This window comes from Halomonas sp. A3H3 (assembly GCF_000982975.1).
Taxonomy (GTDB): domain Bacteria; phylum Pseudomonadota; class Gammaproteobacteria; order Pseudomonadales; family Halomonadaceae; genus Vreelandella; species Vreelandella titanicae.
This window is the reverse complement of the sequence record NZ_HG423343.1, coordinates 3750927-3777848: the sequence shown is the minus strand read 5'-3', so window position 1 is coordinate 3777848 and position 26922 is coordinate 3750927. Positions and strand designations below refer to the sequence as shown.

Annotated in this window: 24 protein-coding genes; 5 read left to right on the top strand and 19 right to left on the bottom strand. The window is 52.5% G+C overall.

Annotated features, from left to right (window positions below; genetic code table 11):
• Nucleotides 1–63: 63 nt before the first annotated feature.
• The 9 genes from HALA3H3_RS16925 to HALA3H3_RS16885 all read right to left on the bottom strand — a co-directional run bounded on the left by HALA3H3_RS16925 (nucleotide 64) and on the right by HALA3H3_RS16885 (nucleotide 13568).
• Nucleotides 64–1893, bottom strand: a complete 1830-nt coding sequence (locus tag HALA3H3_RS16925) for a hypothetical protein (RefSeq protein WP_022522754.1) — start codon at nucleotides 1891–1893, stop codon at nucleotides 64–66.
• Nucleotides 1893–2861 (bottom strand): hypothetical protein, encoded by a 969-nt coding sequence (locus HALA3H3_RS16920; protein WP_236557307.1) that lies wholly within the window; start codon nucleotides 2859–2861, stop codon nucleotides 1893–1895. The genes HALA3H3_RS16925 and HALA3H3_RS16920 overlap by 1 nt, the downstream gene beginning before the upstream one ends.
• A 40-nt stretch (nucleotides 2862–2901) precedes the next feature.
• Nucleotides 2902–5922, bottom strand: a complete 3021-nt coding sequence (locus HALA3H3_RS16915; protein WP_238326091.1) for a UDP-N-acetylmuramoyl-tripeptide--D-alanyl-D-alanine ligase — start codon at nucleotides 5920–5922, stop codon at nucleotides 2902–2904.
• A 267-nt stretch (nucleotides 5923–6189) separates the two neighbouring features.
• Nucleotides 6190–6822 (bottom strand): response regulator transcription factor, encoded by a 633-nt coding sequence (locus tag HALA3H3_RS16910; RefSeq protein WP_022522751.1) that lies wholly within the window; start codon nucleotides 6820–6822, stop codon nucleotides 6190–6192.
• Nucleotides 6822–8252, bottom strand: coding sequence for an HlyD family type I secretion periplasmic adaptor subunit (locus HALA3H3_RS16905; protein ID WP_022522750.1), 1431 nt, complete (start codon nucleotides 8250–8252; stop codon nucleotides 6822–6824). The genes HALA3H3_RS16910 and HALA3H3_RS16905 overlap by 1 nt, the downstream gene beginning before the upstream one ends.
• On the bottom strand, nucleotides 8252–10429 hold the full coding sequence (locus HALA3H3_RS16900) for a type I secretion system permease/ATPase (RefSeq protein ID WP_009287684.1): 2178 nt from the start codon (nucleotides 10427–10429) through the stop codon (nucleotides 8252–8254). Before HALA3H3_RS16900 ends, HALA3H3_RS16905 begins: the two co-directional genes overlap by 1 nt.
• 124 nt (nucleotides 10430–10553) lie before the next feature.
• Entirely contained in the window at nucleotides 10554–12071 is a 1518-nt protein-coding gene (locus tag HALA3H3_RS16895) for a TolC family outer membrane protein (RefSeq protein ID WP_238326090.1), read from the bottom strand.
• Between the two features lie 358 nt (nucleotides 12072–12429).
• Nucleotides 12430–13302: a DMT family transporter gene (locus tag HALA3H3_RS16890; protein WP_009287682.1), complete on the bottom strand. Its 873-nt coding sequence runs from the start codon at nucleotides 13300–13302 to the stop codon at nucleotides 12430–12432.
• The gene (locus HALA3H3_RS16885) at nucleotides 13299–13568 is read right to left on the bottom strand and encodes an Rdx family protein (protein ID WP_022522748.1); all 270 of its coding nucleotides are present in this window, start codon (nucleotides 13566–13568) and stop codon (nucleotides 13299–13301) included. The genes HALA3H3_RS16890 and HALA3H3_RS16885 overlap by 4 nt, the downstream gene beginning before the upstream one ends.
• A gap of 135 nt (nucleotides 13569–13703) precedes the next feature.
• Between HALA3H3_RS16885 and HALA3H3_RS16880 the strand changes: the two genes are divergently transcribed.
• The 4 genes from HALA3H3_RS16880 (at nucleotide 13704) to ettA (ending at nucleotide 17932) form a co-directional block, all read left to right on the top strand.
• On the top strand, nucleotides 13704–15017 hold the full coding sequence (locus tag HALA3H3_RS16880; protein WP_022522747.1) for an MFS transporter: 1314 nt from the start codon (nucleotides 13704–13706) through the stop codon (nucleotides 15015–15017).
• A gap of 234 nt (nucleotides 15018–15251) precedes the next feature.
• Nucleotides 15252–15686, top strand: a complete 435-nt coding sequence (locus tag HALA3H3_RS16875; protein ID WP_022522746.1) for a PAS domain S-box protein — start codon at nucleotides 15252–15254, stop codon at nucleotides 15684–15686.
• 188 nt (nucleotides 15687–15874) lie between these two features.
• Nucleotides 15875–16102, top strand: coding sequence for a PA3496 family putative envelope integrity protein (locus HALA3H3_RS16870; RefSeq protein ID WP_022522745.1), 228 nt, complete (start codon nucleotides 15875–15877; stop codon nucleotides 16100–16102).
• 168 nt (nucleotides 16103–16270) lie between these two features.
• Nucleotides 16271–17932 carry an energy-dependent translational throttle protein EttA gene (gene ettA, locus HALA3H3_RS16865; RefSeq protein WP_009287680.1) on the top strand — a complete coding sequence of 554 codons (1662 nt, stop codon included), beginning with the start codon at nucleotides 16271–16273 and terminating at the stop codon, nucleotides 17930–17932.
• A 95-nt stretch (nucleotides 17933–18027) separates the two neighbouring features.
• Here the strand turns inward: ettA and HALA3H3_RS26265 are convergent, their stop codons facing one another.
• From HALA3H3_RS26265 to phaR, 7 genes are all read right to left on the bottom strand, one after another.
• On the bottom strand, nucleotides 18028–18186 hold the full coding sequence (locus tag HALA3H3_RS26265; protein ID WP_022522744.1) for a DUF1328 domain-containing protein: 159 nt from the start codon (nucleotides 18184–18186) through the stop codon (nucleotides 18028–18030).
• A gap of 71 nt (nucleotides 18187–18257) precedes the next feature.
• Nucleotides 18258–18899 (bottom strand): 2-polyprenyl-3-methyl-6-methoxy-1,4-benzoquinone monooxygenase, encoded by a 642-nt coding sequence (gene coq7 / locus HALA3H3_RS16860; RefSeq protein WP_009287679.1) that lies wholly within the window; start codon nucleotides 18897–18899, stop codon nucleotides 18258–18260.
• A gap of 39 nt (nucleotides 18900–18938) precedes the next feature.
• Nucleotides 18939–19280: a histidine triad nucleotide-binding protein gene (locus HALA3H3_RS16855; protein ID WP_022522743.1), complete on the bottom strand. Its 342-nt coding sequence runs from the start codon at nucleotides 19278–19280 to the stop codon at nucleotides 18939–18941.
• A gap of 112 nt (nucleotides 19281–19392) precedes the next feature.
• Nucleotides 19393–20265 carry a phosphoribulokinase gene (locus HALA3H3_RS16850; RefSeq protein ID WP_009287678.1) on the bottom strand — a complete coding sequence of 291 codons (873 nt, stop codon included), beginning with the start codon at nucleotides 20263–20265 and terminating at the stop codon, nucleotides 19393–19395.
• Nucleotides 20265–20705, bottom strand: a complete 441-nt coding sequence (locus tag HALA3H3_RS16845; RefSeq protein ID WP_022522742.1) for an acyl-CoA thioesterase — start codon at nucleotides 20703–20705, stop codon at nucleotides 20265–20267. The genes HALA3H3_RS16850 and HALA3H3_RS16845 overlap by 1 nt, the downstream gene beginning before the upstream one ends.
• A gap of 41 nt (nucleotides 20706–20746) precedes the next feature.
• Nucleotides 20747–22033, bottom strand: a complete 1287-nt coding sequence (gene purD / locus HALA3H3_RS16840) for a phosphoribosylamine--glycine ligase (RefSeq protein ID WP_022522741.1) — start codon at nucleotides 22031–22033, stop codon at nucleotides 20747–20749.
• A 67-nt stretch (nucleotides 22034–22100) separates the two neighbouring features.
• Nucleotides 22101–22607 (bottom strand): polyhydroxyalkanoate synthesis repressor PhaR, encoded by a 507-nt coding sequence (gene phaR / locus HALA3H3_RS16835; protein ID WP_009287676.1) that lies wholly within the window; start codon nucleotides 22605–22607, stop codon nucleotides 22101–22103.
• Nucleotides 22608–22756: 149 nt separating this feature from the next.
• On the opposite strand from phaR, the gene HALA3H3_RS16830 reads away from it, so the two are divergent.
• The gene (locus tag HALA3H3_RS16830) at nucleotides 22757–23470 is read left to right on the top strand and encodes a 16S rRNA (uracil(1498)-N(3))-methyltransferase (protein ID WP_022522739.1); all 714 of its coding nucleotides are present in this window, start codon (nucleotides 22757–22759) and stop codon (nucleotides 23468–23470) included.
• Between the two features lie 19 nt (nucleotides 23471–23489).
• Here HALA3H3_RS16830 and rloA3 read toward each other — a convergent pair whose 3' ends face one another.
• From rloA3 to HALA3H3_RS16815, 3 genes are all read right to left on the bottom strand, one after another.
• Entirely contained in the window at nucleotides 23490–24059 is a 570-nt protein-coding gene (gene rloA3, locus HALA3H3_RS16825) for a retropepsin-like aspartic peptidase RloA3 (RefSeq protein ID WP_022522738.1), read from the bottom strand.
• 41 nt (nucleotides 24060–24100) lie between these two features.
• Entirely contained in the window at nucleotides 24101–25369 is a 1269-nt protein-coding gene (locus tag HALA3H3_RS16820) for a lytic murein transglycosylase (RefSeq protein WP_022522737.1), read from the bottom strand.
• 86 nt (nucleotides 25370–25455) lie between these two features.
• Complete coding sequence (locus tag HALA3H3_RS16815) at nucleotides 25456–26901, bottom strand: DASH family cryptochrome (RefSeq protein WP_022522736.1); 1446 nt, start codon at nucleotides 26899–26901, stop codon at nucleotides 25456–25458.
• Nucleotides 26902–26922: the final 21 nt, after the last annotated feature.

Genomic DNA, 26922 nt, shown 5'->3' with positions numbered 1-26922 from the left:
CGCTAACGCTAGCTGATCAAAGAAGCTGATACAGGAGCTGATGAACAGTAGCTACCCTTTCTCCTAATTTACACTATGGTGCAAGCTGGCAATATCACGCCGCAGGGTAGAGAAAGAATGGCTATGATTGACTGCCTCATAAGCTTTAATAAGACCAGCCATCATATTGAGTGCACCAGAATCGTTATTAGCATGACAACGCTGACAAAATTCGTGCGCGCGTGCAGCCAATGCAACGTAGTTCGCAGCAGTGACCGGGGTATCAAATTCAAACCAGCGTGGCTGAGTATTTGAACCCTCCCACTGGTTGCCAATCACTTCAAGCACTTCGGCATGCAGTTTTGCAGATAATGGCCAGAATGCCCCAACCGTGTCGTATACCCAACCAAACCAGTCCATCAGAAGCATATGGCCATCTATATTCGCCATGCGTGCACTACTCGGATTTTGCACCGTCAGGCTCTTGGGAATCCTTTCCACCTCAGCCACCATAAGGGGCCATAACCGCATAAAATGATCAATTTGAAAGCTTTCTTTATCCTCTTGCGTCAAATACCCAAAATGCGAAGCGTCTATTTTCTTCATGCGCTCGGGTAAAGAGGCAAAAGTTGCTGTGTATTGCGCAATAAGCCGGTTAGGCAAAGGGACATGAAGCAGACATTGACGCAGCTCAGTCATCCAGGGTTTTCGTTCTTCTGAGTTTTTCCACTGAGGAAGTTGGCCACCTATCTCCAACAATACAAAAGAGCACCACGGCAACCTACCACTCTCCAACAAGATCGGCACAGCGGGAATGACACCATGGTAATGGCCATTTACTTCGTTCAGCAGCGCGGTTTCATGCAGAGCTTCATTTTCTCGCGCTGAGACATAACACTTGAGCAATTTATAACGTGGGACACCGCTGGCATCAGTATCACGAATCAATACCTGTGCTATAGCTCGCCCATGAATCAGGCGGCACTGTAAAACATCAATGTCGCTGTTGCAGTGCTTACGCTCAACCAGCCACGGTAACAGCCACTGTTTGAGAGCCCTTTGTTCAAAACGTTGAACAAAATCCGTGGTTGAAAAGAGAGATATCTGTTGAGAGCGCGGCAAAAGCAACATGTTAATCTGCTGAAAACGCTTGATGATGCTCAAAAAGCTTACTAGCCCATTGACACTCGCCGCCATTAATTGGCGTACTCCCAGCAGCAGTATGAATAGCGTCAACAGTGGCCGCATAGTGCCATTAAGATAATCCAGCACAATGATCAGAAAACCCAGTACAAAACTGATATTGATCACTGTGAGAACATTGCCTTGAAGCGTATCCTGGATTTTTTGCACCCTTTCAAAGCGGTAGTAAAAGCCCACCACCATCACCAACCCAAGCACACATAAAACAGCCAATAGTGCTAGAAGAGGATGTAGAAGAGCGATCATCAGACAGAACAGTATGGCAATAACTGCTGATGATAAGGCGCCTAACACAACACCCAGTACACGTTTACCAAGTAATCGATGGTTGGCAACTAGCCGAGTTTTATTCAAGTGCTGCAGTATTGAAGCTGAAAGGCTGGCAATGGCTTTTTTAACTAGCCATTTAAGCAAGGCATAGGCACAAAAACAGAGTACTGCCAATGCGATCAGAACCGCTATTTTTTCACTGTTGGCATCCGTCCAGAAAACCCATCCGTCGATGCGGCTACGGCCAGTTATCAACATTTGGAGCAGTTGCCAGGGGAGTACCAAGCTTGCCAACAGCATTACTTGAGTTGCGATCTGCATCAACAGGATAGTGGCCACGCGCCAGCGAAATGGCCACAGCACCTCGCGAGCCAGCGCCATCATTAAGTCACGAACCTGATCGCCATGGATCTCATTCGTCTCAGTCACCAGATTGCTCATCAATCAGTCATTGGCTTAATAAGTTGCATGAATACACGTAACTCTTCCGGCTGATCTGCTACCGACATATACGTTGAAACTGCATGATGCACTGCAGATAGGATGGCCTCATTGTGGCGCAGACTGCGCTGCTGTGCCTCTGCCCAGCTGTACACTGGCCATTGTTCTTGGGTCGCAAGGGCCTTCCCGGCCTCGTTTAGTGAAGAGAATAGCAGCGGCAGAAACGCGCTCCCATAAAGCTCGGTCACCGCCACTACTTGGCTGCCATCGTGATAGCGTATATCTCGAAGCGCATCAGGAATGGATATATCCCCTTGGGGGTCAAGCAGGTAAAACAACCGCTGCCAAAATGGCGCTGCGCCGTAGCTCTCTTGCATCACCCTCTCAAGCGCCTCGATATTAGCGGGCAGGGAATCCCCCTGTTGTACATCCCCTCTCAACAGCGATTCCGACCAGCGAGCCAACCCTTCATGCACCCAACCTTGCTTGAACATCATGTGTGCGTTTTGGTATAGATGAAACAGTTCATGTGCAGGCGTTAAGCTCCGTGCTGCATTCACATGCCCACCCAGAGCCATGCGAATATGACAATCTGGCGAGGCAGCGCTGCGTACAACTTCGTCATAAGCCTGCCCGCTACGTGTTTGATCAGTACGTAAAACCACCATAATGAAGTGCGCACGCTGATAGCGTGGCATGAGCAAAGGTGGTGTGAGCCCCAGCACGTCGCGATAAAGCGCATCGGCAGCCGCCAACTGAAGCTCCAAGTCTTCAAGTTGCGTTGCGTTTAGCGCCGCACTCTGGTCAGGGCTCTCGACAAAGAAGTGAATGTCATCAAAACCCTTCGCAGGATTCGGCTCATTTGCCAACTCCTCGAGCGATCCATCACCCTGCAGGTAGTAGCATTCACCGGCTTCATGCTGCGACTGAGCAACAGCAGGCGCTAGCTTGCCTATCGCACAAAGCAATAGCAGAGCGCCCCACCAGCGCCGGCTTGACGATAAGTATTTATCCACGGGTCAGGTGTGAAAAAAGCGCGTGTAACCCAATACCATGGGATGCCTTAACAAGTACGCTATCTTGCGACATCATGTGGTTAGGCAATGCTGCTTCAAGTGCTTTGACACCCGAGAAATGAAACACTCCGGCGGCCTCCCCTCCCAGTAGTGGCGCTAACGCTTGGCAATGTTGACCGCACAGCAGTATTTGCCTGGCCGATAACGCGTTAAGTATGGGAACAAGCTCCAGGTGCAGCACCTCTGATTCTGAGCCAAGCTCCAGCATATCGCCAATAATCAATAGCTTGTGATCCGCATCGACAGGTAGTGCGGAGAAAGCTTCCAGTGCCATACGCATCGATAACGGATTGGCATTATAAGCTTCATCGTACACAGTGATCGCCACTCCGTGGTAATCAATGGCCCGCACCTCCCCCCTCCCTGCCACAGCCTGAAAAGAGGCTAGGCGAGCCATAACGGTGTCTAAAGGAAGGTTGTCGTGCCTGGCCACTGCCAGCACTGCCATAGCGTTAAGCAGCATATGACGCCCAGCGGCGCTCATGCATAGTTCATACGAAGCGCCATCGAACGTAATGCGCCCGCTATTGCCTGAAAACTCAAGCATGCGTATGTCAGCGTCAGCATGCTCGCCAAAGCTGACTACTTTTAGGTGGTAGCTCCTTGCCTGCTCAGCAAGATAGGCATACTGCGGCATATCACGATAGAGAATTGCGACCCCATTGGCTGGCATACCCTGAAAAATAAGCGCTTTCTTACGAGCAATTTCGTCCAACGAGTGGTGATATTCCAGGTGCGACGCAGCGATATTCGTAACAATGGCGATATCAGGGCGAGCAATATCCGTATTGTGGGCCATGGAGCCGATGGCCATTTCAACAACCCAGTATGGCGCCTCTGGAGGCATTGAAGCGATGTTCCAGGCAATACCAATCGGCAGGTTGGCACTGCCTTGCGTTTGCCCTACTGAACTGTTGTAGCTCAGCACATGGGCTAGCATCGCCACTGCCGTTGTTTTGCCTGCGCTTCCGGTAATACCAACGACACGACCTGCGTAGCAGCGCCGTTGCCACTGCCCTATGGCCAGTGTTGCTGCGCGAATATCGTCTACCTGTAACACGGGCACACCGATATCACGATATACCTCGCCATCATCACAAAGCACTGAGGAAGCACCTTTAGTGACCAGTGATTTCACCGCCGCGAATGGCAAAAAACCTTTGCTCATCTCCTTGCCCCGAGCGACAACCACCTGCCCAGGTTGAAAGGATTTCGGCCAGCAGCATACTCCACTTGCCAACCATTTATCAGGAGGAGATGTTATCCATTCTCCCCCCGTTGCCGAGGCCATAGCCTCTGCATCAAGCTTATTTTCTAACGGTGGCTTGATACTGGCATATTTTCCCTTACACAGCAGTTGCTGATAGGCCACCAGCCCTGAAAGGTAGTGCTCTACATCGTCAATCCTTACGCGAAAACCGTGATGGCGAATAAAAAAACCATCCAGGATAGTAGCGGGTGACTTAAAGTACATCGCTACTTCCGGCCAGAAAAAACCATTCAGAAGATAGTTCGCTCTGGCGTGCAGTGCCCGATAAAACGCATTGATATCAAAACCGTTCAGCACATCGATTAAATCAGGGCGTGTCTCCAGCTTGAGCAGCGTCTTGTGAAACGCCATTGACAGCTCAAGCAGTGTTGGAAAAGTGGTCACCCGCTCGCGAATAAAATCGACATAACCTTCTATGTTGCGCACCGCAAACGCAAAATATTGTCGCTCTGGACAATGCGCCACCAATTCATTTGCGCAATAAGCAAGCCAATGGTCATGTGCCTTTTCGTGCCCGTTAGCGATAAAGTAGTCAAACGCTTTGACAACGCAGTCCAGCCAACGACTATTGCGGGTATGATCGTAAAGTCGCATCAGAGCAAAAGCGGCTTCACCATCGTAATAAATTATCCGGGTCTTTTCCTTAACCGATAAATCCGCAGCATTGAGTACGTGCACAAAGCTACCGTCGGCTTCCTGCATTCTTGAAATCCCTAGCGCCAGTGCATCCACCAAATCAGCATAACGATCATCTCCCATGACTTGGTGATACTTCACCAACGCAAGAATGGCGACCGCATTGGCTCCCAACTTGATGATATCGCCCCTATCCACCACATAGGCCGCCCCTTGGCGATGAACGACAAACTCGGAACATAAGCCCGAAAGCGCCCAAGATATCTGTTGGCGTACCAGCCCAAGCTGCTCATCACTTAAAAGCAGTTGATCAGAGCAAGCCTCATACCCCTCCAACAAAGCATAAGTACTGCTGGCGTGACGTAATACATTGTAAGTATTAATGAGGCGATCAAAACAAGGAAAATAGCCATATATGTATCGACCATCCTGGCCAACCTGTTTGCCTAAAAAGCGGGTCGAGCGGGCTATCAGTTCCCCTGTGGAAGCCACTGTCAGCGGTGGCATCTCCCGCCTACTCCAGCGCCTTGGTCGGGTTTCCAGTGCATGCACACTTGTTGTCTCACCGCTAACATCCACAAATATGCCGGTAGTGGAAAAACTCCACATCGTCATGTTGTCGGCAAAGTCCGGCATCTGGCTTGAGCCGTGACGCGCTTTCATGTAGCGCTCAAGGTGATGTTGGTTGACTTCAGCATGCTCAACATGCCCTCCTGCGTACAAACAGGCATTGGCGTTTAGCTCCATCTCAGTCAACAAAAGTCGCGGGAGCCTCTTACCAACAAAGGCTAGGCCGCTGCGAAAATAGCTGCGCTTATAGCGCTTCATCTCCTGTTTTAGCGCCTGCCACTGCCACTCTCGTACGGCAAAAGGCCATTCCAACCGACACCACACCAAAGGATGGGAGAACTTTCGCTCCAGTCTTGTCACTGCTTGCTTCAAAGTGGGTAATAACGCCGCCCAGTTGCCTGCCTGCAAGCTGCTCAAATCAAGTTGCACAGACGTGACTTGTGCACGCTCATAGCCATCGCTTACTGAAATCAACATTACCTGCGAAAATTCCGCAAACTCTGTGTGTCTGTCCAACCACATAGGCATCACGGTGTCACCCATGCTATCCAACACATGCGAAATTTCCGCCGCTCGGGAGGAGTGTTCAGCACTCGACTTACTTAATGGAAGCGAGCAATACAGTGAAGAATCTTTAATACCCGGCATTAAGTTGCTCAATAATAGAGGCTAATGTGAGGGACAGAAATGTATTGAATAAGCGCTGCAACATATAGAGGCGCTGCTCGCGCTAAGTTATAAACATTAAAAGCGCTCTGGAATGCGTTCCACTACCGGTGCTAGCTTCAAAATAAGCTGTAAGCGGTCTCGAACAGCCAGCTTTTTGAAAATAGCGCTAAGATGCGCTTTTACTGTACGCTCCGTAATATCTAACTGACGCGCGACTTCCTTATTTGTAGCGCCGCGCACCACAGCAAGTGCAACGCCCCGTTCACGGTCGGTTAAATCTCCAAGCTGCTCTGTATTGAAAGAACTGCCACCTTCAGCCCTTTGCTGCAACGCTTTAAAAGAGCCTCCAAGCACCTTAGCAAGCAACTCTTGACCAACCCACACGCCTTGGTTAGTGACCACCAACGCCACTTGCTTAAGTACCTCGGGCGCAGCAAGCGTATGAACATATCCCCGCGCCCCCAGATCCAGTGACCTTAACGCCTCACGGTCATCCGGCGAGTAACTTAGTACAACAACAACAGCTCCCTTGGCAGTTACGGTACCGATAAGCTCTGACCACCCTTCAACAGTCGTAGACAGCCAAACCACATCATTAGGCTGTGTTTTATTAATAAACACATCTGGTTTGGAGGCTACCATCTCGGGAAACGCTTTTTTCCAACGCGCTTTTAAGTTTCCATCCGTCGTAATGAACCAATGCTTCATCAGCGTTCCCCCATGGAATCACGCCACGCTCTTAAGACAGGTTTCAGCATAAACTGCATCACTGTGCGCTTGCCCGTTACTATGTCCACTTGCGCCGTCATGCCGGGAATTACTTGTAGTTTATCGGCGACATTTTCGTTTTCTAAACTGCGCACCCGCACTTGATAGAAGGTATTACCGTCATCATCAGTAATGGTATCGGCGCTAATACGCTCAAGCTCGGCCTGTAAGCCACCATAAATGGCATAGTCATAGGCCGTCAGTTTGATAGTCGCAGGCTGCCCAGGATGCAAAAAGGCGATATCTTGCGGGGCGATGCGCGCCTCAACCAGCAGTTGGTCGTCAGTAGGCACGATTTCAACAACCTCTCCCCCTGGCTGAGCAACACCACCTATGGTGTTGATATGTATGCGCTGAACAATACCATCAACCGGCGAGCGAATTTCGGTCAGTCGTACCCTATCCTGCAAACCAGTTCCCGATTGTTGCAATGCATTTAGGTCGCCCAACGTTTGAGCCAGATCATTCCGCCACTCACTCCGGCGTTCGGCACCCAGCTCCAGCAATTGCCCTTCTGCTTCTTCCACCCCGGCCTCTAAACGTGAAACAGCGGCATCCGCTTGGTTACGCTCCCCTGTGGCACTAGATACATCTCTCTCTAAGCGTAGCACTTCTACCTCAGACACAGCCCCCGAAGCCAACAGCGGGCGAGTCAAGTTAAGCTCTTGACTGGCCATATTGACTTCACGCTGGGCTGTATCACGGCGAGCTTGCGCCTCTCGCAGCTCTTCCTGACGCTGACGAATGCGGTCATTAAGCACATTTTCTTGTTCGCGCAACTCTTCACGACGGCTTTCATAAACCTCGCGCTCTTGCATCACAATGTCAGGCACTTCTTGACGGAGCTCTTCGGAAGGCTCAAACGCAGTGCCCGTTGCTAGCGCACGTAGCCTTTCAGCACGCGCCTGAAGCGCATAACGCTGGGCACGGTTTTCTCGAAAATCAGAAACAAAGCGCGTAGGGTCGATCTGCATCAGCACTTGACCTGCCTCGACGACCTGCCCTTCGCGAATAAAGATCTGTTCAACAACGCCACCATCAAAAGACTGGATACGCTGTAGTTGGCTTGCAGGGATCACTCGCCCTGCCCCACGGGTTACTTCATCGATAGAAGCAAAATACGCCCACACTAACAACGCAACCACAGTGAGCAGGACGGTATAGAGGAATAACCGTGCACGAATGGGCTCTTGCTGCATACGCGCCCAGTCGGTATCGCTTGCCCAATCGCGGTTTAGGTGGGCAGAGGTCACACGCTTGGCAAACAACCGATCCATAAAAGGGCGAAATGGTTTTTGGCCTTTTTCTGAGAAACGGCCAATGGCGTCAAAACCTTTTTGCTCGGTCGTGGAAGAGGGTTTACGCGCCATTACGATGCCCTCCCGATCTGGCCTTTACGCAATGCCTCTACCACTGTATCCCTCGGGCCATCCGCCACGACCTTGCCGGCATCCATGACAATAATTCGGTCGACCAATGAGAGGAGCGAGGTACGGTGCGTGACCACTAGGATGGTTTTGCCAGCAGCGACGTTTTTAAGGTTGGCTTTAAACGCTTCTTCGCTAGCATTATCCATAGAGCTTGTCGGTTCATCTAACAGCAAAATAGGCGGATCCTGCACTAGCGCACGGGCAATGGCGACAGACTGTTTTTGCCCGCCGGAAAGTGCTTGGCCGCGTTCACCTACTTGCAAATCCACGCCATGTGGATGGTTGTTGACGAGTGACTCTAGGCCGGCCAAGTCAATCGCTCTAAGCAATGCCTCATCCTCAACGCGGTCGCTACCGCCACCCGCCACAATATTGTCCCGCAGAGATCCTGAAAACAGGCTAACGTCTTGAGGAACATAGCCAATATGACGGCGCAGCTGCAGTGGGTCTAACTGGCGAATATCCACGTTATCAACCAGCACGGCCCCCGAGGTTGGCTGATAAAACCCTAGCACTAGCTTGTTTAATGAAGATTTGCCGCAACCAATGCGGCCAAGTAGCGCAACTTTCTCACCGGCTTTGACAGTTATCGATACATCCTTTAGCGCCTCGCGCTCTTCATTGGGGTAACGAAGAGTGACTTTCTCAAGGCGTATATTGCCGGCGAAGCTGGGCTTTTCTACATAAGCCTTGCCTTCATGGCGCTCAACCTTCTTATCCATTACCGCATTGAGTGACTCAAGCGCCGTGGAGGATTGATGATATTGCGCCAGCAGCGCTGCAGCCTGACTTATAGGTGCCATCGCCCGGGAAGAGAGCATATAAGCGGCAATCAACCCACCCTGGGTGAGGTTACCTTCGATGATTTGATACACACCGACGATAATGACGCACACCGCCACACTGTGCTGCGCCCACTGGGCCACGCTGGAGACTGAGGTGCTCACCATCTTAAGCTGCGCGCCAGTACGGGAAAGGAAGGCCGATGATTTTTCCCAATGGCGCTGGATACGGCTTTCAGCCCGCAGGGCCTTAACATTTTCTAATTGGGAAATAGACTCCACCAACAGTGAGTTGCGCTGTGCGCCGACTTCCCAGGTAGTTTGAGAAAGTTCATGAAGCTTACCCTGAGCAGCCAGCGCGTAGAGCAGCACAAACACGATGCCCACCAATACCGGCAGCACTAGCCAGGGATTAATCAGCGCGATAATCGCCGCAAACATCAGTACGAACGGAAGATCGACAATCCCCAGAATGGTCGCAGAACCAATAAACGCGCGTACCGACTCAAAAGACTGGAGCGTCGAAGTGAACGAGCCGGTTGATGCGGGGCGCTCTTCTAAACGAAGGCCCAATGCTTTAGCCATGATTGAGGAAGAGAGCTTCACATCCGCACGGCTAGCAGCTAAGTCGACAAAGCTGCTGCGCATTAGCCTGAGTACCAAATCAAAGCACAGCACTATAAAGATGCCTATTGCCAGCACCCATAGCGTTTCCGTTGCCTGATTGGGCACTACTCGGTCATAGACGTTAAGCACGAACAGCGGCATGGCGATGGCGAACACATTGATCGCCACCGACCCCAACACGATATCGCGGTAGAGAGATCTATTTTCGCGAATGACGCCCCAAAACCAGTGCTGGTCGCGGCGCTTCTTGACGCCTGGTTCAGACGCGTTATCCACTAGAAACTTAGGACGAACGTATATAGCTTCACCGCTATAGCCCGCATAGAGTTCATCTAGGGGCAGTTCAACGTTTGATTCAGATAGTTCAGGAAAAATGACGTTCGCTTTTTGCTGTTTGAGATCAATTCCCAACAGCACGCACGCCCTACCTGGTTCCAACAATAGAATAGCGGGGAAGAGCGCTGGGTTAAGCGCCGACAGCTTGCTTTTAACAATTCGCGCCGTCAGTCCAGCACGGGAGGCAGCCCTACCAAATACGGAAGGCGTTAGCTTGCCCTGCTCCAAGGGCAAGCCAGCTCTAAGGGCCTCTGATGACACCTCATGCTGATGAAATGAGGCAACCGCTTTCAAACATTCGAGTAACTCATCGCCTACTGGCTGCTCGCTAGCATTTGCAGCGGCCGGCCTTTCCAGCTTGGTTTGTGTCACAGAGACCTCATTCCCCTAATGCCTATTTAGGCATCTATTTCCCCTATGATTAGCGAAAGCCGCTAATCCTTCGCCGCCAGACGACGAACAACCCTGTTTTTTTATACAGAAACATCCAGACACGTTAGCCGTTAGTGACAAACGTATCCTCGTGACTCAATTGTAGATTTTGAGAAGTAATGACTGGCTCCTCATTGGCGGAATAAGACAAAGCTATCATATCTACTTGAGTGGGTAGCGAAGAAATACCGCGCGTAAAGTCTTCTAAATTAAAGCCACGAGGCCCTTCCGTTCCACAGGCCATCTCAGCGCTAAGTGTGGCGTCGTCGTACCCCAATTCGTCAAGAGTGGGGATATCGTCACGCACCACTTCAAGGGTGTGCATAAGTTGCCCCATTGCTGCTAGCGTACGCGCTTGAGCCAAAGTTAAGTCAAACTCTGCATTCGCGTAGGCTCGACTGGCTTCGAAGTACTCGTTTTCACTATCAAGCACGTCCAACAAAGTACGTTGACCAATATCAAACTGCTGCTGGTAAGCCCCACGAACCCGGTTGATCGATTGGCGATGATCATTCAGATAGCTCAATTGCTCACCCAAACGCTGGGTATCGTTATAAGCAATTTGCGTGGTTTGACGTACGTTTGTACAGGCCGTTTCGCGCTGGTTGACAGCTTGTTCAATACGCGTGGCCGCCGCATCAAAAGCTGCACTATCAGAACCACCGCGATAGAGGTTCATGCTGGCGACCAGTTGAATACTGTGCTCATCACTGCGCCCAGCTATCGAGTCGTCTTGATTATTGGTGCCCGTACGTCCCTGTATATCCAGGCGGGGCATAAAGGCGGCCTTCGCAGCCTCTTGTTCCGCACGTTGCACAGCAATATTTTCAATCGCGGCATGGAACTCAGGGTTCCCCTCAAATGCCATTTCGATCGCTTGGTTGACACCAGCGGGTAGTTCATCGGCCAAGCTAGGTGCAGGCGACATATTCTGAGGAGGAAGTTCGCCTACGATACGCTGATAGCGAGCCGTTACATCGTGCAGGTTCGACGCCTCGGTCATCAAGTTGGATTCGGCTAATGCCAAACGGCCGCTAATTTGCTCTAGGTCAACGCCACGGCCCGCCCCGGAAAGCGCACGCTCTTCAATTTGCGAGAACACACGTTGGTGTTCGCGGTAATTATCTTGAGCTAAACGCACCATCTCGCGGTAGCGAAGCACATCAAGGTAGGTGCGAAAAGCTTCAAGCGTCACCTCTTCACTTGCACCCAGCAGCTCAAAATAGGCAATCAGCCGAGTGCGATCCAAACGCTCTACTTCGCTACGGGTGGCAAACCCATCAAACACCATTTGGGTGAGCGTGAGCTCAGCAAAGTCACTGCTATAGCTTCCGCGCCCATCATTTTGCTGGTCTTGCCGACCCACGCCCGCAGAGATATCAATAGAAGGCAAATAATTACCCTTTGCGACTCTGACATCGCTCCCAGAAGCGCTAAAGTTCGCCCATGCAGCGTTTACATCGGGATTAGTAATGATCGTTTGTTGAATAGTACTGGGAAGATCAGTGGCACCTGGCGCGTAGAGGCTAGCGGGTAGCGACTGCGCTAATGCCGTAAGCGGGACACACGCTAACGTGGTCATTGTCAGCGGCTTAAAAACATGGTGACAGAAGGTTTTTTTTAGTCTCGATACGGCATTTTTTTTCATCGTCAGCGTTCCCTATGATGTGGCACTCATCGCACGCAGCTCATTATTCGTGTGACCCATTGAGCCATGCTGCACTATTGCTTCAAGCGTAAGCCCGCGAAGTCTCATCCCGAAGTGAGCCTGTGTCCCTCTACGAGCGCCCAATTTTTGAAGTAAACACATGGTAGATAAAACTTAATTAGCTGAGCTTAGCCTAATTTAGTTAATTTCCTACTCATCCTGAGGCTATAAAACCAAATGTCACAAAAAATTACAATAAGAACACCATTAAAACACAAAAAAATATTCAGAATTATTCGTTTTTCTGTGCTTGTTGCAGCCCGAGACCCAGCAGTATCAGCACTAGCCCAATCAACGTTGAAGGCAAAATAGGCTCTCCCACTACCAGGAAAAGTAACAGCAGTGATACAGGAGGTGAGAGAAAAATCAGGTTGGAGACTTTGGCCGTGCGCGACACTTTATGCACTGCCAACTGCCACAGAATGAAGGCCACCCCCATTTCAAATAGCCCCACATACACACCAGCACCAAAGGCAGGCCAACCGTGCCACTGGTAACCAGGGCCCAGTAATAGCAATAGGGTCAACACAGGTAGGCCAACGCTAAAGTTTTGCCACTGGCCAACAAGGGGTGGTCGGCTATCCCGCGCATTAAGCAGCCAATACAGCGCCCAAAGAAGAGTCGAAGCGAGTGCCAGCACGACCCCTAACGGGTCGGCAAAAGAGACATTTAAAACCGCGCCTCGTGTTGCTATCACCCATACGCCTGCGTAGGCGACCAGCCCAGCAACAATATCCATACGCGTTAAGCGCTGCCCGAGCAAAGGCACGGCCAAAAACGCCATCGCTAAGGCCCAGGTGTAATTTAGTGCCATCGCCTCTTGCCCTGGGAGACGGTCATAGGCGGCGAAGAGCACCAAATAATAAGCCACTGGGTTCATAAGCCCTGCCCACGCTGCTGTCTTCCAACCGGTGCGCAACGCTGTGGCGATATTTCCCTGCTTGATGACCAGCGCCCCCATCAGTGCCCAAGAAACAAGCGCTGCGAGCCACATCAGCTCTAGAGGGCTCATCCAAGCGAGTGCCACTTTGAAGGCCGTTGCCACCGTCGACCATAATGCGACGGCCCCTAAGCCAAACAGGATTGCTTGCCTATCCTGATTCATCGGTCGATATGCCCTAAATCTCGACCCGGCTCCAACTGGTCGCGTACACGCTGCTTAAGAAGCTTGATATCTGGGAAACCGCCATCGCGCTTGCGCTCCCATAACAGCAGATCATCACACCAGATCTCGAACGTACCGCCATGGGAAGGGGCTAATGAGACCTCGCTTAAATCTTCACCAAAGGTTGAGAGCAACTCCTGTGCATACCAACCACTGCGCAGCAGCCATTGGCATTGCGTGCAATAACGGATTTGAATACGTGACATCCCTGATCTCCCAGGCAAGTTAATGTGGCATTCTAAAAGGATATTCTGTCATTTTGAGATGGCTTGAGATAGCTCTCTTGAAATAGCTCTCTTGAGACAGGTCGCTTGAGATAGGTCGATTAAGAAGGAGTCCCAATGGCCGAACATAACGTTTCACAAACTCGCCTGTATGAGTGGCTAACGGGCGATGACGACAGCCGCATGTGCGACGACATACCTGAAAGCGCCTGCGACGAACAACCGCGTAATTTTTTTCTACATATATGGGCCTCTTTGGGCAATAAACTGGCTGACGAGCTGTCGAGCGCGCGTTTAGTCTTACCCTGGCTGATGGGCATTATTGGCGCTCCCATCTGGATGGTAGGTCTGCTGGTCCCCATCCGAGAATCGGGTGCCCTGCTGCCGCAAATCTTCGTAGCGGGGTTTATTCGCTTAAAACCTAAGCGCAAATGGGTGTGGGTGGTCGGCGCGCTGACCCAAGCCTTCGCTGCCTTAACGCTTGCCGTACTGGCGTTGTTCGCCACCGGCACCTTGGGCGGAGCGTTAGTGCTCACAGCATTAGTTCTGCTCTCACTGGCACGTGGCTTATCCTCAATTGCCACAAAAGATGTGCTGGGCAAAACCATTGCCAAGCGCCGCCGCGGTACGCTAATGGGCTGGAGCGGCAGCATTGCTGGTGGTGCAACGCTGGTCGCTGGGACACTGCTAATGTTGTTTGAGAGCCGACCCGGCCATTTAGTGGTGGCGATACTGCTGGCCATAGCTGCCTGCGGGTGGCTAATCAATGCCATCGCCGCCGCACGCATCAAAGAAGCCCCTGGGGCAGTAGAAGGCGGCGAAAACGGCTGGGACAGTATTAAACAGGGACTGTCGCTGTTAAAAGATGACCGTACTTTTTTACACTTCAACCTTGCCAGGGCGCTGCTGCTCTCAAGTGCACTCGCCCTACCCTACATCGCCCTGCTAGGGCAAAACCAAAGCGGCACCGACCTGGGAGGCCTGGGCATACTGATTGTGGTGTCGGGGCTGGCCGCGATGGTAGCTAGCCCGGTATGGGGGAAACGGGCGGATCAGTCGAGCCGTGGCGTGATGCGCGATGCGGCGATCGGTACCGCCATTTGCTGCATAATGGGCGCTAGTTTAGCTTGGTTACCCGGCGAGTGGACACACAGCATATGGCCCTATGCGGCAGTTTATGCACTACTCGTGATTGTTCACCACGGCGTACGCTTAGGGCGTAAAACCTACCTCGTCGATATGGCCAGCCAAGATAATCGTGCGCTTTACGTGGCGCTCTCGAATACCTTAACCGGCGTATTAATGTTGATTGTAGGTGGCCTTATTGGCGCCTTTGCCCAGTGGTTTGGTAGCGGCACATTACTCCTCATGCTAGCGGCTACCGCCGTGGGGGCCATACTTAGCACCCATCAATTACCTGAAGTCGAGTGACGCGCCACTGGTAACCACATGTATTCAAGCGTGCTATCGAGAGCTCTACCTACATTAGCGTAGCGTTCGCGATTGCAATGCGTGACAACGCTCGCCATGATAGGGCCGAATAGCAGTGATGTAGTGGCGCCTTTGCTATGCTGCCTATAATAAGTGATTGGAAACTCCGTTAGCTCATGGGCGAAAGCGACTGTGAACGACGGAAAGGATTGGAGCTGCAACAGGAACCCCTTGATGAAACGATCTCCATTGATCAGTCCAGAATTGCTCGAACGTATTGTTGACGCATCGGAAGACGGCATTGTCGTTGCCGAACAGGAAGGGGATGAAAATATCCTCATCTACGTCAACAAAGGCTTTGAGCGCTTGACGGGCTATAGTGCTGATGAAATTCTGTATCGCGATTGCCGCTTTTTACAGAACGAAGACCGCGACCAGGACGCGCTTGTCGCCATTCGAGATGCGCTAAACGAGGGCCGACCTTCTCGAGAAGTACTGCGTAATTATCGCAAAGACGGCACCATGTTTTGGAATGAACTTTCCATTACGCCGGTCTATGACGAAGCAGACAAGCTGATGTATTACATTGGCGTGCAAAAAGATGTAACGGAGCGTGTAGAAACACAGCTTGCGCTAGCGGAGTTACAAAAGCAGCGAGAAAACAGCTAATCATTAACTTTCTCACTAAAAAAAACTATAAAGCTTGAACTTCATCCCAACTGGCGTTATATAGCGGCAAGGCGCTTGAATTGCGCTAGGCGCTTCACTTTGCAGTTGGCATGTGTTTAATAAACTGCACATGTACTCGCGTGAAGCCGTTGTTACGCCGGCACGCCGGCTGGGTTGGAGGACATCACATGAGCCGTGATCCCCTAAGTCGTGAGACCCTAAGTCATGAAACCTTAGGCAACGAAACACTCGACTCAGATGAGTTCGAAAGCTTAGACGCCGTCAATGACGACCACTACAACAGAAGCAAACCGAGCAAAGCTGACAGCTTACGCGCGCGGCGCCAAGTCGAGGCGTGGTTGGAAGAGCGACGACTTCAGCGCGCCATCGAAGATGACTGGGACGAAGAAGAGTAATCCTTGAGCAGCTTGGCCTTCTCAGCAAATGAGCGGGCCTGGCTAGCCAACACCTCAAGTAGCCTAGCCTTTCCTGGTGCAGACCACTATCATCACGCTTCAGCCAGCAATAAGAGCCAGCAGTCTGCTGCTGTCGCTTTCTTCTTTTCAACAACTTAACGGATCTCCATGGCGCAATACGTTTTCACCATGAACCGGGTTGGCAAAGTAGTGCCGCCCAAAAAGCAAATTCTCAAGGATATTTCGCTCTCGTTTTTCCCTGGCGCCAAAATCGGCGTTCTGGGGCTTAACGGTTCGGGCAAATCCACACTGCTGCGCATTATGGCCGGTGTCGATAAAGAGTTTGAAGGTGAAGCTCGTCCGATGCCTGGCATCAATGTTGGCTACCTTCCACAGGAGCCGCAGCTAGATGACGAGAAAAACGTCCGCGACACCGTCGAAGAAGCACTGGGGGCGATCAAAGATGCCCAGGAGAAGTTGGATGGGGTGTATGCGGCCTACGCAGAGCCCGACGCCGACTTTGATGCGCTAGCCAGCGAGCAGGCCCGGCTTGAAAATATTATCGAAGCTGCTGATGCGCATAACCTGGAACGCAAACTTGACGTTGCTGCCGAAGCACTGCGACTCCCCCCCTGGGATGCCAAAGTGGGTAACCTCTCAGGTGGTGAGCGCCGTCGTGTAGCACTCTGCCGCTTACTGCTCTCCAGCCCCGATATGCTGCTGCTTGACGAGCCTACCAACCACCTGGATGCAGAATCGGTGGCTTGGCTTGAACGCTTCCTTCACGACTATAACGGTACAGTAGTGGCGATCACCCACGACCGCTACTTCCTGGACAACGTGGCGGGTTGGATTTTGGAGCTTGATCGTGGCCAAGGCATACCCTTCGAGGGTAACTACTCCCAGTGGCTGGAGCAGAAAGATCAGCGTTTGAACCAGGAAGCCAAGCAGGAAGCCTCGCGTCAGAAAGCCATCAAGCAAGAGCTTGAGTGGGTGCGCAGTAACGCCAAAGGCCGCCAGGCAAAGAGCAAAGCACGCCTCAACCGCTTTGAAGAGATGCAGTCTGGCGACTTCCAAAAGCGTAATGAGACCAATGAAATTTATATTCCGCCTGGCCCGCGCCTGGGCGATAACGTCATTGAGTTTCGTGATGTGGCTAAACGCTTCGATGACAAGCTGCTCTACCAGAACCTCTCCTTCACCATTCCCCAGGGTGCGATCGTTGGTATCGTCGGTGGTAACGGTGCGGGTAAATCGACGCTCTTTAAACTGATTACCGGTAAAGAGCAGCCGGACGAAGGCGAAGTCCTGGTGGGTGAAACGGTCGATATCGCTTACGTCGAACAGCTACGCGACGGCTTAGATGACAAGCAGAGCGTGTGGGAAGCCGTTTCGGATGGTCAGGATATCCTTAATATTAACGGCTACGAAGTCTCCTCGCGTGCCTATGTGGGTCGCTTCAACTTTAAGGGTAACGACCAGCAGAAGCGTTTGTCGGAGCTTTCCGGTGGTGAGCGCGGTCGCTTACAGCTTGCCCAAACGCTCAAGCAAGGCGCTAACGTGCTGCTGCTCGATGAGCCCTCCAACGACCTGGATATTGAAACCCTGCGGGCACTGGAGGACGCGCTTCTAGCCTTCCCGGGCTGCGCTATGGTGATCTCTCACGATCGTTGGTTCCTTGACCGTATCGCCACGCACATTATGGCCTTTGAAGGTGACTCTGAAGTGGTCTTATTTGAAGGCAACTACGCGGAGTACGAAGAGGATCATAGAAAGCGGGTCGGAAACGATACGCCTAAGCGCATGAAGTATAAGCGTATTGATGCTTAATCATTAGCATCACGCTGGCAGTCAATGCTGACAGCAAAAGGCCCCGCAGAGCGGGGCCTTTTAGTTTGTGTTTGCACTGACGCTAGCGCAAAGCCCTAACGTCTGCGGCCGGTAAAAAATGACACAAGAAACAAAATAAGAAACAGCACAAACAAAATTTGCGCAATGGTGGACGCCGCCCCGGCAATGCCAGAAAAACCGACCGCCCCAGCGATGATCGCAATAATTAAAAACAGCACTGCATTGCCTAGCATCTTCTTGCTCCTCTCCTTGGTAACGACTTCCCTACACCGCCACTTAACCCATTATGCAACGTGAATATGTCTCAGAGATGATAGGCGCTTTTAGTCATTACCTTAGAGGCCAGCCGTATGCCCCACTTCACCGGTGCCGGAAAGCGAACGCCCCCCGCTTCTAAGGCAAGCTGAGCATGGTGAGCTTCATCAACTGCCATCTGGCGCAGTATGGCGCGGGAGCGGTTGTCACCACGGGGTAGCGACTGTTGGTGTGAATCAAGATGCTTACCTACCTGCTCTTCGGTCGCGGCAACCAATCCCAAACTAATACGATCACTGACCGCCCCAGTGGCCGCGCCAATGCCAAAGGAAGCGGCATAAAACAACGGGTTTAAGCAGCTTGTTCGGCTCTGCAACTGCTCTAGACGCTCATCACACCAGGCAAGATGGTCGATCTCCTCTAGCGCCGACTGCTCCATCTGGTGACGCACATGAGGAAGTTTAGCGGTCACGCCCTGCCCCTGATACAGCGCTTGAACACACACCTCACCAGAATGGTTGATACGCATCAAACCTGCTGCATGGCGGCGTTCTTGATCGTCGAACGTTCCCTCAGCCACACCTTCAGCGGGGCTGGTGCGCTGTGGTGAAGCAGCGTGTGGCATAAGCGTTCGTAAAACGGTATCGAACTGATGTATCAGGCGATCTGAACGACTCTGTTGACGATCCATGGCAACACTCCGTTGACTTGCGATAGCGATCTGCCGAACTCAACCGGCAGGCCATGTGAATGCACGCCCACCGAGTAGATGCATATGAATATGGTAGACCGTTTGTCCGCCCATTTCGTTGCAGTTCATCACCACGCGGTAGCCATCTTCAGCAAACCCCTGCTCGCGGGCAAGCTTGGCGGCGGTAAACTGAAGCCGCCCTACTGTGGCAATATCAGCCTCATCGATATCATTGAGCGTGGCGATATGCTTTTTAGGAATGATTAGCTGATGAGTAGGCGCCTGGGGGCCAATATCATTGAATGCCAACACGTGGTCATCTTCATAAACGATATCAGCGGGAATTTCACGGTTAATGATTTTACAAAACAGACAATCCATACAGCTCTCCTTTATTAACTACTTGCCACTTAAGTGTCGAATTATCTCTGCCAGTCTGATGATTGCACCGATGAATTGCACCGGTGAGAGGTAGCTTCAAGCCCACGACCTTTTAACGAAATCGTCTCTGGGAAAGAAGATGCCTAACCAAGGGGGCAAGAATCAACTCCATCGCCAGCGACATCCGCGCCCCCGGCACCACCAACGTGTGCGGACGGGTCATAAACGAGTCCTTAATCATCGCCAGCAGCCAAGGGAAATCAACGGTGGAGGGATCACGAAAACGGATGACCACGAACGACTCAGCGTCGGTGGGAATATCCTGAACTTCAAAGGGGTTAGAGGTATCGACGGTGGGCACACGTTGAAAATTGATATGAGTACGCGAAAACTGCGGTTGGATGTAGCGCACATAGTCATCCATCCGACCCAGGATAGTGTCAATGACCGCTTCTTGTGAGTAGCCCCGCAGCTTAGTGTCACGGTCGATCTTTTGAATCCATTCAAGATTCATGGTTGGCGCCACACCAACCAACAGATCCACATGGCGGGCAATGTCATACTCCTCAGTGACCAGCCCACCATGTAAACCTTCATAAAACAGCAGGTCGGTACCACAGGGAAGCGACTGCCACTCGGTGAAAGTACCTACCCGGCAGCCTGCTTCAATTTTCTGCTTATCCTCAGCATGGATATAGTGCCGAAAAGTCCCCGAACCGTGTTCGCCATACTCACTAAACAACCCTTCCAGACGATCCAGCAAATTCGCCTCTACGGCAAAATGCGAAAGTTCGTCTTTGCGTTCTGGCTCTTCTCGGAAGATGCGGTGCAGGTCATCACGGGTATAGCGGTGAAAGGCATCGCCATCGACCATTGCTGCATGCACATCTTCGCGCAGAAACATGCGCTCAAAGCTGCGCTTCACGGTGGTGGTACCCGCCCCTGAGGAACCGGTTACCGCGATAATCGGATACTCCCGAGACATCAGCCATACCTCGCGTGGGAAAGCGCTTGTTTAACCTGCTCGGGTACTTCGACAGGACGCCCAGTAGCACGATCAATCAGTAGCTGATTGATCCGTGCGGTAGCGACTACCTGCTGAGAATCTGCCTGGTAGATGCGCTGATAGATCGTCAACGCTTTGCCTTGGGGCTCGGGTACAGCGGTGGCAATCGTTAGGCCATCGGGCCAGCGCGCTTCACTTTGATACTGAACGGCGAGATCAGCGACCACCGAAGGGTATCCCTGCATATCCCACTCAGGCAGATCCAGTGCAGCAAAGGCTTGAATGCGCGCCTCGTGGAGCAGTGATACCAGCGCATCATGCCCCAAGTGACGGCCGTAGTTCATATCGGTTACCCTCACGGTCAAGGGGTGACGATGTATGACCGCCTCAGCGGGAAAGTCCAGCTTGACACGCTCCATGCCCTGTTTCCTCGTCAGTATTAGCTTAGCGTAAGGCGTGCTTACTCCTCTCGGGCAATCGCCCTGAAGGCGATATCACGGCGACACTCGACGCCGTCCCAGTGAATAGCATTAACGCCTTGGTACGCTTGCTGCTGCGCCGCTGAGACGCTATTGCCCAATGCCGTTACACACAGCACACGGCCACCTGCCGTAATAATCTCGCCCTGGGAATCCTGCGCGGTACCGGCGTGGAACACTTTGCAGCCCGTTTCTTCAGCCGCAGCTAAACCGTGAATCACGTCACCCTTGCGGTAGCTGCCAGGGTAGCCTCCGGCCGCCAGCACCACGCCCACCGCTGCACGGGAATCCCATTCGCAGCGTTGCCCATCCAGCTTGCCCTGGGCACCCGCTAAGCAAAGCTCAGCGAAGTCAGAGGTTAAGCGCAGCATGATTGGCTGAGTTTCAGGATCACCAAAGCGGCAGTTGTACTCAATAACCTTGGGGTTACCCGCCGCGTCGATCATCAGGCCTGCATATAAGAACCCTGTATAAGCATTGCCTTCTGCAGCCATGCCCCTCACGGTGGGCAGAATGACCTGCTCCATGATACGTGCATCAACCTCGGGCGTGACCACAGGCGCTGGTGAATAGGCGCCCATACCGCCGGTATTAGGGCCGGTATCACCATCATAAGCGCGTTTGTGGTCTTGGCTGGTGGCCATGGGTACCACATGCTCGCCGTCCACCATGACAATAAAGCTCGCCTCTTCGCCCTCCAGAAACTCTTCGATAACCACGCGAGCGCCTGCACCGCCGAAGGCATTGGCCTCCAGCATATCGCGAATAGCAGCCTCAGCTTCGGCTTCACTCAGCGCCACGATGACGCCTTTGCCCGCTGCTAGGCCATCCGCCTTAATCACAATGGGTGCGCCCATTTTGCTTAAATAGGCAAGCGCAGAGTCTACGTCAGTAAACGTTTGGTAGTCAGCCGAAGGAATATCATGACGGGCCAGGAAGTCCTTGGTAAATGATTTTGAGCCTTCCAACTGAGCAGCCGCCTGAGTAGGGCCAAAGATAGTCAGACCGGCCGCTTGGAACCGGTCAACAACACCTTCAACCAAGGGAGCCTCCGGCCCCACCACGGTCAAGCCAATCTGCTCATCACGGGCAAAAGCGACCAGGCTGTCGAGATCCGTTGCGGCAATCGCTACGTTGGTCAGCTTCGCTTCCGCCGCGGTGCCGGCATTGCCGGGGGCGACAAAGACCTGCTCAACCTGGGTAGATTGCGCCAATTTCCAAGCCAGGGCGTGCTCGCGACCACCGCCGCCTATCATCAAAACCTTCATGTGCATCCTTCTCAAACGGGAGAGCGTATATCGGCGGCATTATGCCACAGCGCAGCACCAAGTGGGGTCAGGAGGAGGGTTTGTTATCTTTGCTGGTATCGTTGCTATCGCTCTCAGGCTGCTCAGCATCACTCGACTCATCGGCTTGACCCGGCTGATTCAAGGTATTTTGCCAAAAGCGCATGTTCTCTTCGGCAAGCTCACGCATAAATTCTAACGGCGTGTTGCGCATTGCCTGTTTCCACTGGCTCTGCAAACGTTTCTGCTGCTCCAACATCAGTTGCGTACCCTGTTCGAGGTAACGCGACAGCGGCAACGGTGAGGTCATATCGTAAACCCGGATAAGCTGCGCTAGAAGATCGTTTGAAAACACTTCCGCTTCGCTATCCGCTTGCTCCTGCTCAATAATGATAGAGAGCAGAATAGTCCGCGTCAGGTCTTCTCCGCTTTTGGCATCTTCCACCCTGAACGGCTCTTCTTCGATGATTAACCGACGCAGGTCTTCCAGCGTCACATAACGACTCTGCTGAGTATCGTACAACCTGCGGTTTGCATATTTGCGAATTACGCGCACGGCGCATCTCCTTAAACGCGATAGGGACTTTTTTATTCCCGTTACTGGTTCCGTTGCTGATATTGTGCCTGCACCACGCGCCTATGCAAGCCACCTTAATAGTTTAGCAAGGCGTACCGTGCCTGCTTTGTGACCAATAGACCATCATTATGAATTTGATTCTGCTCAATCCCAACGATCTCACCAATGACGGCCACGTCTGCATCACCGATCCACGCCGACTAAAACACCTTCGTGATGTCCATCGATCCGCACATGGCGACCGGCTCACCGTGGGTGTGCAAGGCGGCGCCATGGGCAAAGCGATGCTAAAAGAGCTCAACGCTGAGCGCGCGTATTTCCAATTAGAAAACCTTGATGAGCCACCGCCGCCACCGTTACCCGTACATTTGGCATTGGCTCTGCCCCGTCCCCGTATGTTGGCGCGTACGTTAGAGCATGTGACGGCACTAGGCGTCAAAGAGATCACCCTGCTACATACTAAACGGGTTGAGAAGAGCTACTGGCAATCCCCTGAGTTACGCCCGGAGAAAATCCACCAGCACTTGGTACTCGGCTTAGAGCAAGCCCGCGACACCCAGCTACCATCGGTCACCCTGAGCAAAGGCTTTCGTCCTTTTTTGGAGCAGCAACTGCCTGGCTTACTCAGCGAACGCCGCGGACTCGTAGCCCATCCTGGCATGCCCAACGCTTGCCCAAGAGACATAAGTGAACCTACCCTGCTATTGGTAGGCCCTGAGGGCGGTTTTATTGCTTGGGAGGTAGAGCAACTAATGCTAGCAGGTTGCGAGGGTATGCATCTAGGCCCGCGCATTTTACGCGTTGAAACAGCCGTGACCGCGCTTCTATCACGGCTGTTTTAAGCATTTATCGATAGGTAAGTTAGGACTGTTCATCTTCTGGGTCGTGGGGCACAACGGTAGAGTTTTCCCCACACTCGGGCTCCTGCAAGAAGGTTTCACGCACATCCAGCAAGCCAAGGTGGCTAATGGTACGACGACCGAGCAGCAGCGGATAGTTCATTTCTTCACGGTCACGTAGACTAAACTGCTCTTCGTAAATGGTGTCGCCCATACAAACTTCCAACAACACCACGGGACGCTCGTCGCGGCCGCCTGCTCCGCGAACAGCCAATTCTCGATAAAGCGGCCGCTCAATTTGGTCGCTGAATACGTCTCCGCTTGCTTGATCTTCAAGCTTCAAACGAAAGCGCACCCACTCCTCGTCACCCTGCTCGAACATCTCTATATCGCGAGCGTCTAATGAAGAGGTTAATGCTCCGCTATCGAGCTTGGCTTTTACCTCGATATCCCAGGGTTGCAGGGTGGCTTTTTCAACCCAGCCGAATACCTGGTCATCATCTGCCATCGCCATGGAAGCAGACAGACCAGAACCTAACAACACGGCACCTAACATCACTCTGTTAAAAAACATCTTATCTATCAACTGCATAACATCATCCTTGGAAATTAGAAGCACCCTTTTAACACTGCTTACTGCGAACGCTGGCGTAGCTGTTCAAGTAGCTCCTGGGTCGCAAACCCATCCGGTATTAACCCTTGATCACGCTGAAAGTTCCGCAAACCTTGCCGGGTGTTGGGCCCCATAATGCCGTCCGCGCCGCCTACAGAGTATCCTACCCGGTTCAACGCGCGCTGAAGTTCTTGAACATCGTCACGAGTAAGTGGCGCTTGATCCCGGGGCCAGCTGTGCTGAATGCCCTCGCGTCCAGCGATCGCATCGCCTAAAGTCGCAACGGCCAGTGCATAACTGGTGGCATTGTTATAGCGTAAAATCGCACGGAAATTAGCACCTACCAAAAATGCAGGGCCATTAGCGCCAGCGGGTACCACGATAGCGGCGCTATCGAAGTTCGGCAATTCGCCCTGCTGCGCCTGTACGCCTTGGTTGCGCCACTCGGCACTGCTGCGGCGTTCGGTCTGGGCGTAATCAAACCCTTCGGGCAGGCGTACCTCAATACCCCAGGGTTGACCGGTTTGCCATCCGGCTCGGTCAAGATAGTTGGCCGTTGATGCCATGACATCGGGGATGCTGTCCCAAATATCGCGCCGACCGTCACCGTCGCCATCGACGGCATAGGCTTCGAAGCTACTGGGAATAAACTGAGTATGTCCCATCGCCCCAGCCCAGGAGCCCTTCATGTCTTCAGCAGCGATATCACCTTGATCAATAATCCGTAACGCCGCGAGCAGCTCACCTCGAGCAAAGTCACGGCGTCGACCATCGTAAGCCAGCGTGGCCAGAGACTCCAACGTCGAAAAATCGCCAAAATTACTGCCATAGTTACTTTCGATGCCCCAAATGGCGACGATTATTTCTGCTGGCACCCCATAGCGCTGCTCCATTTGCTGAGCAGTGTCACGGTGATCAGCCAGCTTTTCTTGACCGTTAGTAATACGCGTGGATGAAACCGCGGTATCCAGATACTCCCAAATAGGGCGAACAAATTCGGGCTGGTAGCCGTCGAGTTCAATCACACGCTCACGATAACGAACGCCATCCAGGGCGTTGCTTAATGTGGCTTCGCTGATCCCTTGGCCTGCAGCGTACTGGCGAAAATCTCGAAGCCACTGCTGAAAATTAGCGTAGCTAACCTCAGAAGCAGCCTGAGTATCGACTTCTGACATTAGCTGAGGGTTAGCGACCGCTACGCTTGACGCGAAAGGAGCGCTTAGCGCTGCGACTATGGAAACACACAAAAGAGGGCTGCAGCGCCGCCCAATAGAGAAATTACCAGACATTATATCGATCCTTAGGCAGTCCTTGGCATATCTGGAATGATGGCCTAGAAAAGAGGTAGATACTAGGGTCTGGCCGAAGGTGATAATTACTTTATAACGCTCTCCACGGCGGACGACTCAGCTAAAGTGCCTACTTCACAGCGAGGAATTAGCCATCGCTCCCACTGCTCGGGCACAACGCAGGGAGCATCAAACCTCAAGGGGTCTGCACGCCACGGCTGATGGCGCTCAAGGCCATTGGGCAGTGTTTCGAGCTGCTCCAGCCAGTGAGCAACATAGAGCCCCTGGGGATCGTAATGGCCCGCCTGTTTGAGCACATTAAAGTAACGATCTTGGCGAGGATCGCGACCAACACCAGCAATATAGCGCCAATTGCCCCAGTTGCTGGCCACGTCATAATCAATCAGGCAGTGCTCGAACCATAACGCCCCCAAACGCCAATCTACCTTTAAGTCTTTAACTAAAAAGCTAGCCACGTTTTGCCGGGCACGATTGGATAGCCAGCCAGTGTGGAGTAGTTCCCGCATAGCGGCATCCACAAACGGCAACCCCGTGGTACCGTTACGCCAGGCATCGAAAGCGGCACACGGCTGGTCAGTCTGGCGTGAGCCAAACATTTTCGCCCCTTCCAACTGAGCGGTACGGATAAAATACTCCCGCCAGAGCAGTTCGAAGCCAATCCAGTAGCTTGATTCATTACTGCCGTTTTCCGCTTCCCACGCTTTCACAGCCTCATAGACTTGACGAGCTGACAGGCAACCTCGCGCCAGCCAGGGTGAAATGCGGGTTGAAAAATTAGCCCCCAATAGCCCGTTGCGGGTTTTCTTGTAGGTTTCACCGCCCTGTTGACGCCACAAGTAATCCTTCAGACGCCCATGAGCCGCTGACTCTCCTCCCCTATAAGCGTAACCTTGGCGAGGATCGGGCTGCCAGGTAGCGCTCTGCTCACAGACGGCTTTTAGCGGCGGAAATCCCCTTGCCGCCTCGGGCCAAGGGGGCAACGTTATTGGAGCGCAGCGGCTGGCAGGCACAGCACATTCGCTCTCCACACTGCGCCTAAAGGCAGAAAAACTCCCAGGCAGCGCTTCCATCTCAAAAGGCAGCGCCTTTCGATCAATGAGTCGCCCACTCTCTATGCAATTGAGGGCCGTTTGACTAGGCAGGCCTTGCTCAACCGCCTGAATATGCGCGAATTCCTCAACCCCTGCATGGTCAGCAACACGCACCTCTCGTGCGTTTAGCTTTGACGCCAACTCAATCACCACATCACTGGGCTTGCCAATGCGCACCAGCAGATCACTGCCACGCTTTAGGAGCTCACCACGCAACTCCATTAAGCTTTGCCATAAAAAGCGCAACCGCGCAGGCCCAATACGCGGCGTAGATTCGACGTCAAATAATGGCAAGAACCATCGCTCATCTAACACGTAGATACACATCAGATAACTAGGAGGAGAGGCAAAGTGTAAAAGAGGATTATCAGCAATACGCAGGTCGTCTTGCAGCCAGACAATATCAATCGTGCTGTACATGCTTGTGCCTCCTAAGGGTAC

What these genes read in the sequence shown, in the direction of transcription:
- HALA3H3_RS16830 (WP_022522739.1), top strand. Translation starts at nt 22,757, where the DNA reads ATGAATTTGATTCTGCTCAATCCCAACGATCTCACCAATGACGGCCAC.
- HALA3H3_RS16850 (WP_009287678.1), bottom strand. Translation starts at nt 20,265, where the DNA reads ATGTCTCGGGAGTATCCGATTATCGCGGTAACCGGTTCCTCAGGGGCG.
- purD (WP_022522741.1), bottom strand. Translation starts at nt 22,033, where the DNA reads ATGAAGGTTTTGATGATAGGCGGCGGTGGTCGCGAGCACGCCCTGGCT.
- coq7 (WP_009287679.1), bottom strand. Translation starts at nt 18,899, where the DNA reads ATGGATCGTCAACAGAGTCGTTCAGATCGCCTGATACATCAGTTCGAT.
- HALA3H3_RS16895 (WP_238326090.1), bottom strand. Translation starts at nt 12,071, where the DNA reads ATGACCACGTTAGCGTGTGTCCCGCTTACGGCATTAGCGCAGTCGCTA.
- HALA3H3_RS16855 (WP_022522743.1), bottom strand. Translation starts at nt 19,280, where the DNA reads ATGGATTGTCTGTTTTGTAAAATCATTAACCGTGAAATTCCCGCTGAT.
- HALA3H3_RS16875 (WP_022522746.1), top strand. Translation starts at nt 15,252, where the DNA reads ATGAAACGATCTCCATTGATCAGTCCAGAATTGCTCGAACGTATTGTT.
- HALA3H3_RS26265 (WP_022522744.1), bottom strand. Translation starts at nt 18,186, where the DNA reads ATGCTAGGCAATGCAGTGCTGTTTTTAATTATTGCGATCATCGCTGGG.
- HALA3H3_RS16815 (WP_022522736.1), bottom strand. Translation starts at nt 26,901, where the DNA reads ATGTACAGCACGATTGATATTGTCTGGCTGCAAGACGACCTGCGTATT.
- HALA3H3_RS16905 (WP_022522750.1), bottom strand. Translation starts at nt 8,252, where the DNA reads ATGGCGCGTAAACCCTCTTCCACGACCGAGCAAAAAGGTTTTGACGCC.
- HALA3H3_RS16910 (WP_022522751.1), bottom strand. Translation starts at nt 6,822, where the DNA reads ATGAAGCATTGGTTCATTACGACGGATGGAAACTTAAAAGCGCGTTGG.
- HALA3H3_RS16845 (WP_022522742.1), bottom strand. Translation starts at nt 20,705, where the DNA reads ATGGAGCGTGTCAAGCTGGACTTTCCCGCTGAGGCGGTCATACATCGT.
- HALA3H3_RS16890 (WP_009287682.1), bottom strand. Translation starts at nt 13,302, where the DNA reads ATGAATCAGGATAGGCAAGCAATCCTGTTTGGCTTAGGGGCCGTCGCA.
- HALA3H3_RS16870 (WP_022522745.1), top strand. Translation starts at nt 15,875, where the DNA reads ATGAGCCGTGATCCCCTAAGTCGTGAGACCCTAAGTCATGAAACCTTA.
- HALA3H3_RS16915 (WP_238326091.1), bottom strand. Translation starts at nt 5,922, where the DNA reads ATGTTGATTTCAGTAAGCGATGGCTATGAGCGTGCACAAGTCACGTCT.
- rloA3 (WP_022522738.1), bottom strand. Translation starts at nt 24,059, where the DNA reads ATGCAGTTGATAGATAAGATGTTTTTTAACAGAGTGATGTTAGGTGCC.
- HALA3H3_RS16885 (WP_022522748.1), bottom strand. Translation starts at nt 13,568, where the DNA reads ATGTCACGTATTCAAATCCGTTATTGCACGCAATGCCAATGGCTGCTG.
- HALA3H3_RS16820 (WP_022522737.1), bottom strand. Translation starts at nt 25,369, where the DNA reads ATGTCTGGTAATTTCTCTATTGGGCGGCGCTGCAGCCCTCTTTTGTGT.
- HALA3H3_RS16925 (WP_022522754.1), bottom strand. Translation starts at nt 1,893, where the DNA reads ATGAGCAATCTGGTGACTGAGACGAATGAGATCCATGGCGATCAGGTT.
- HALA3H3_RS16880 (WP_022522747.1), top strand. Translation starts at nt 13,704, where the DNA reads ATGGCCGAACATAACGTTTCACAAACTCGCCTGTATGAGTGGCTAACG.
- ettA (WP_009287680.1), top strand. Translation starts at nt 16,271, where the DNA reads ATGGCGCAATACGTTTTCACCATGAACCGGGTTGGCAAAGTAGTGCCG.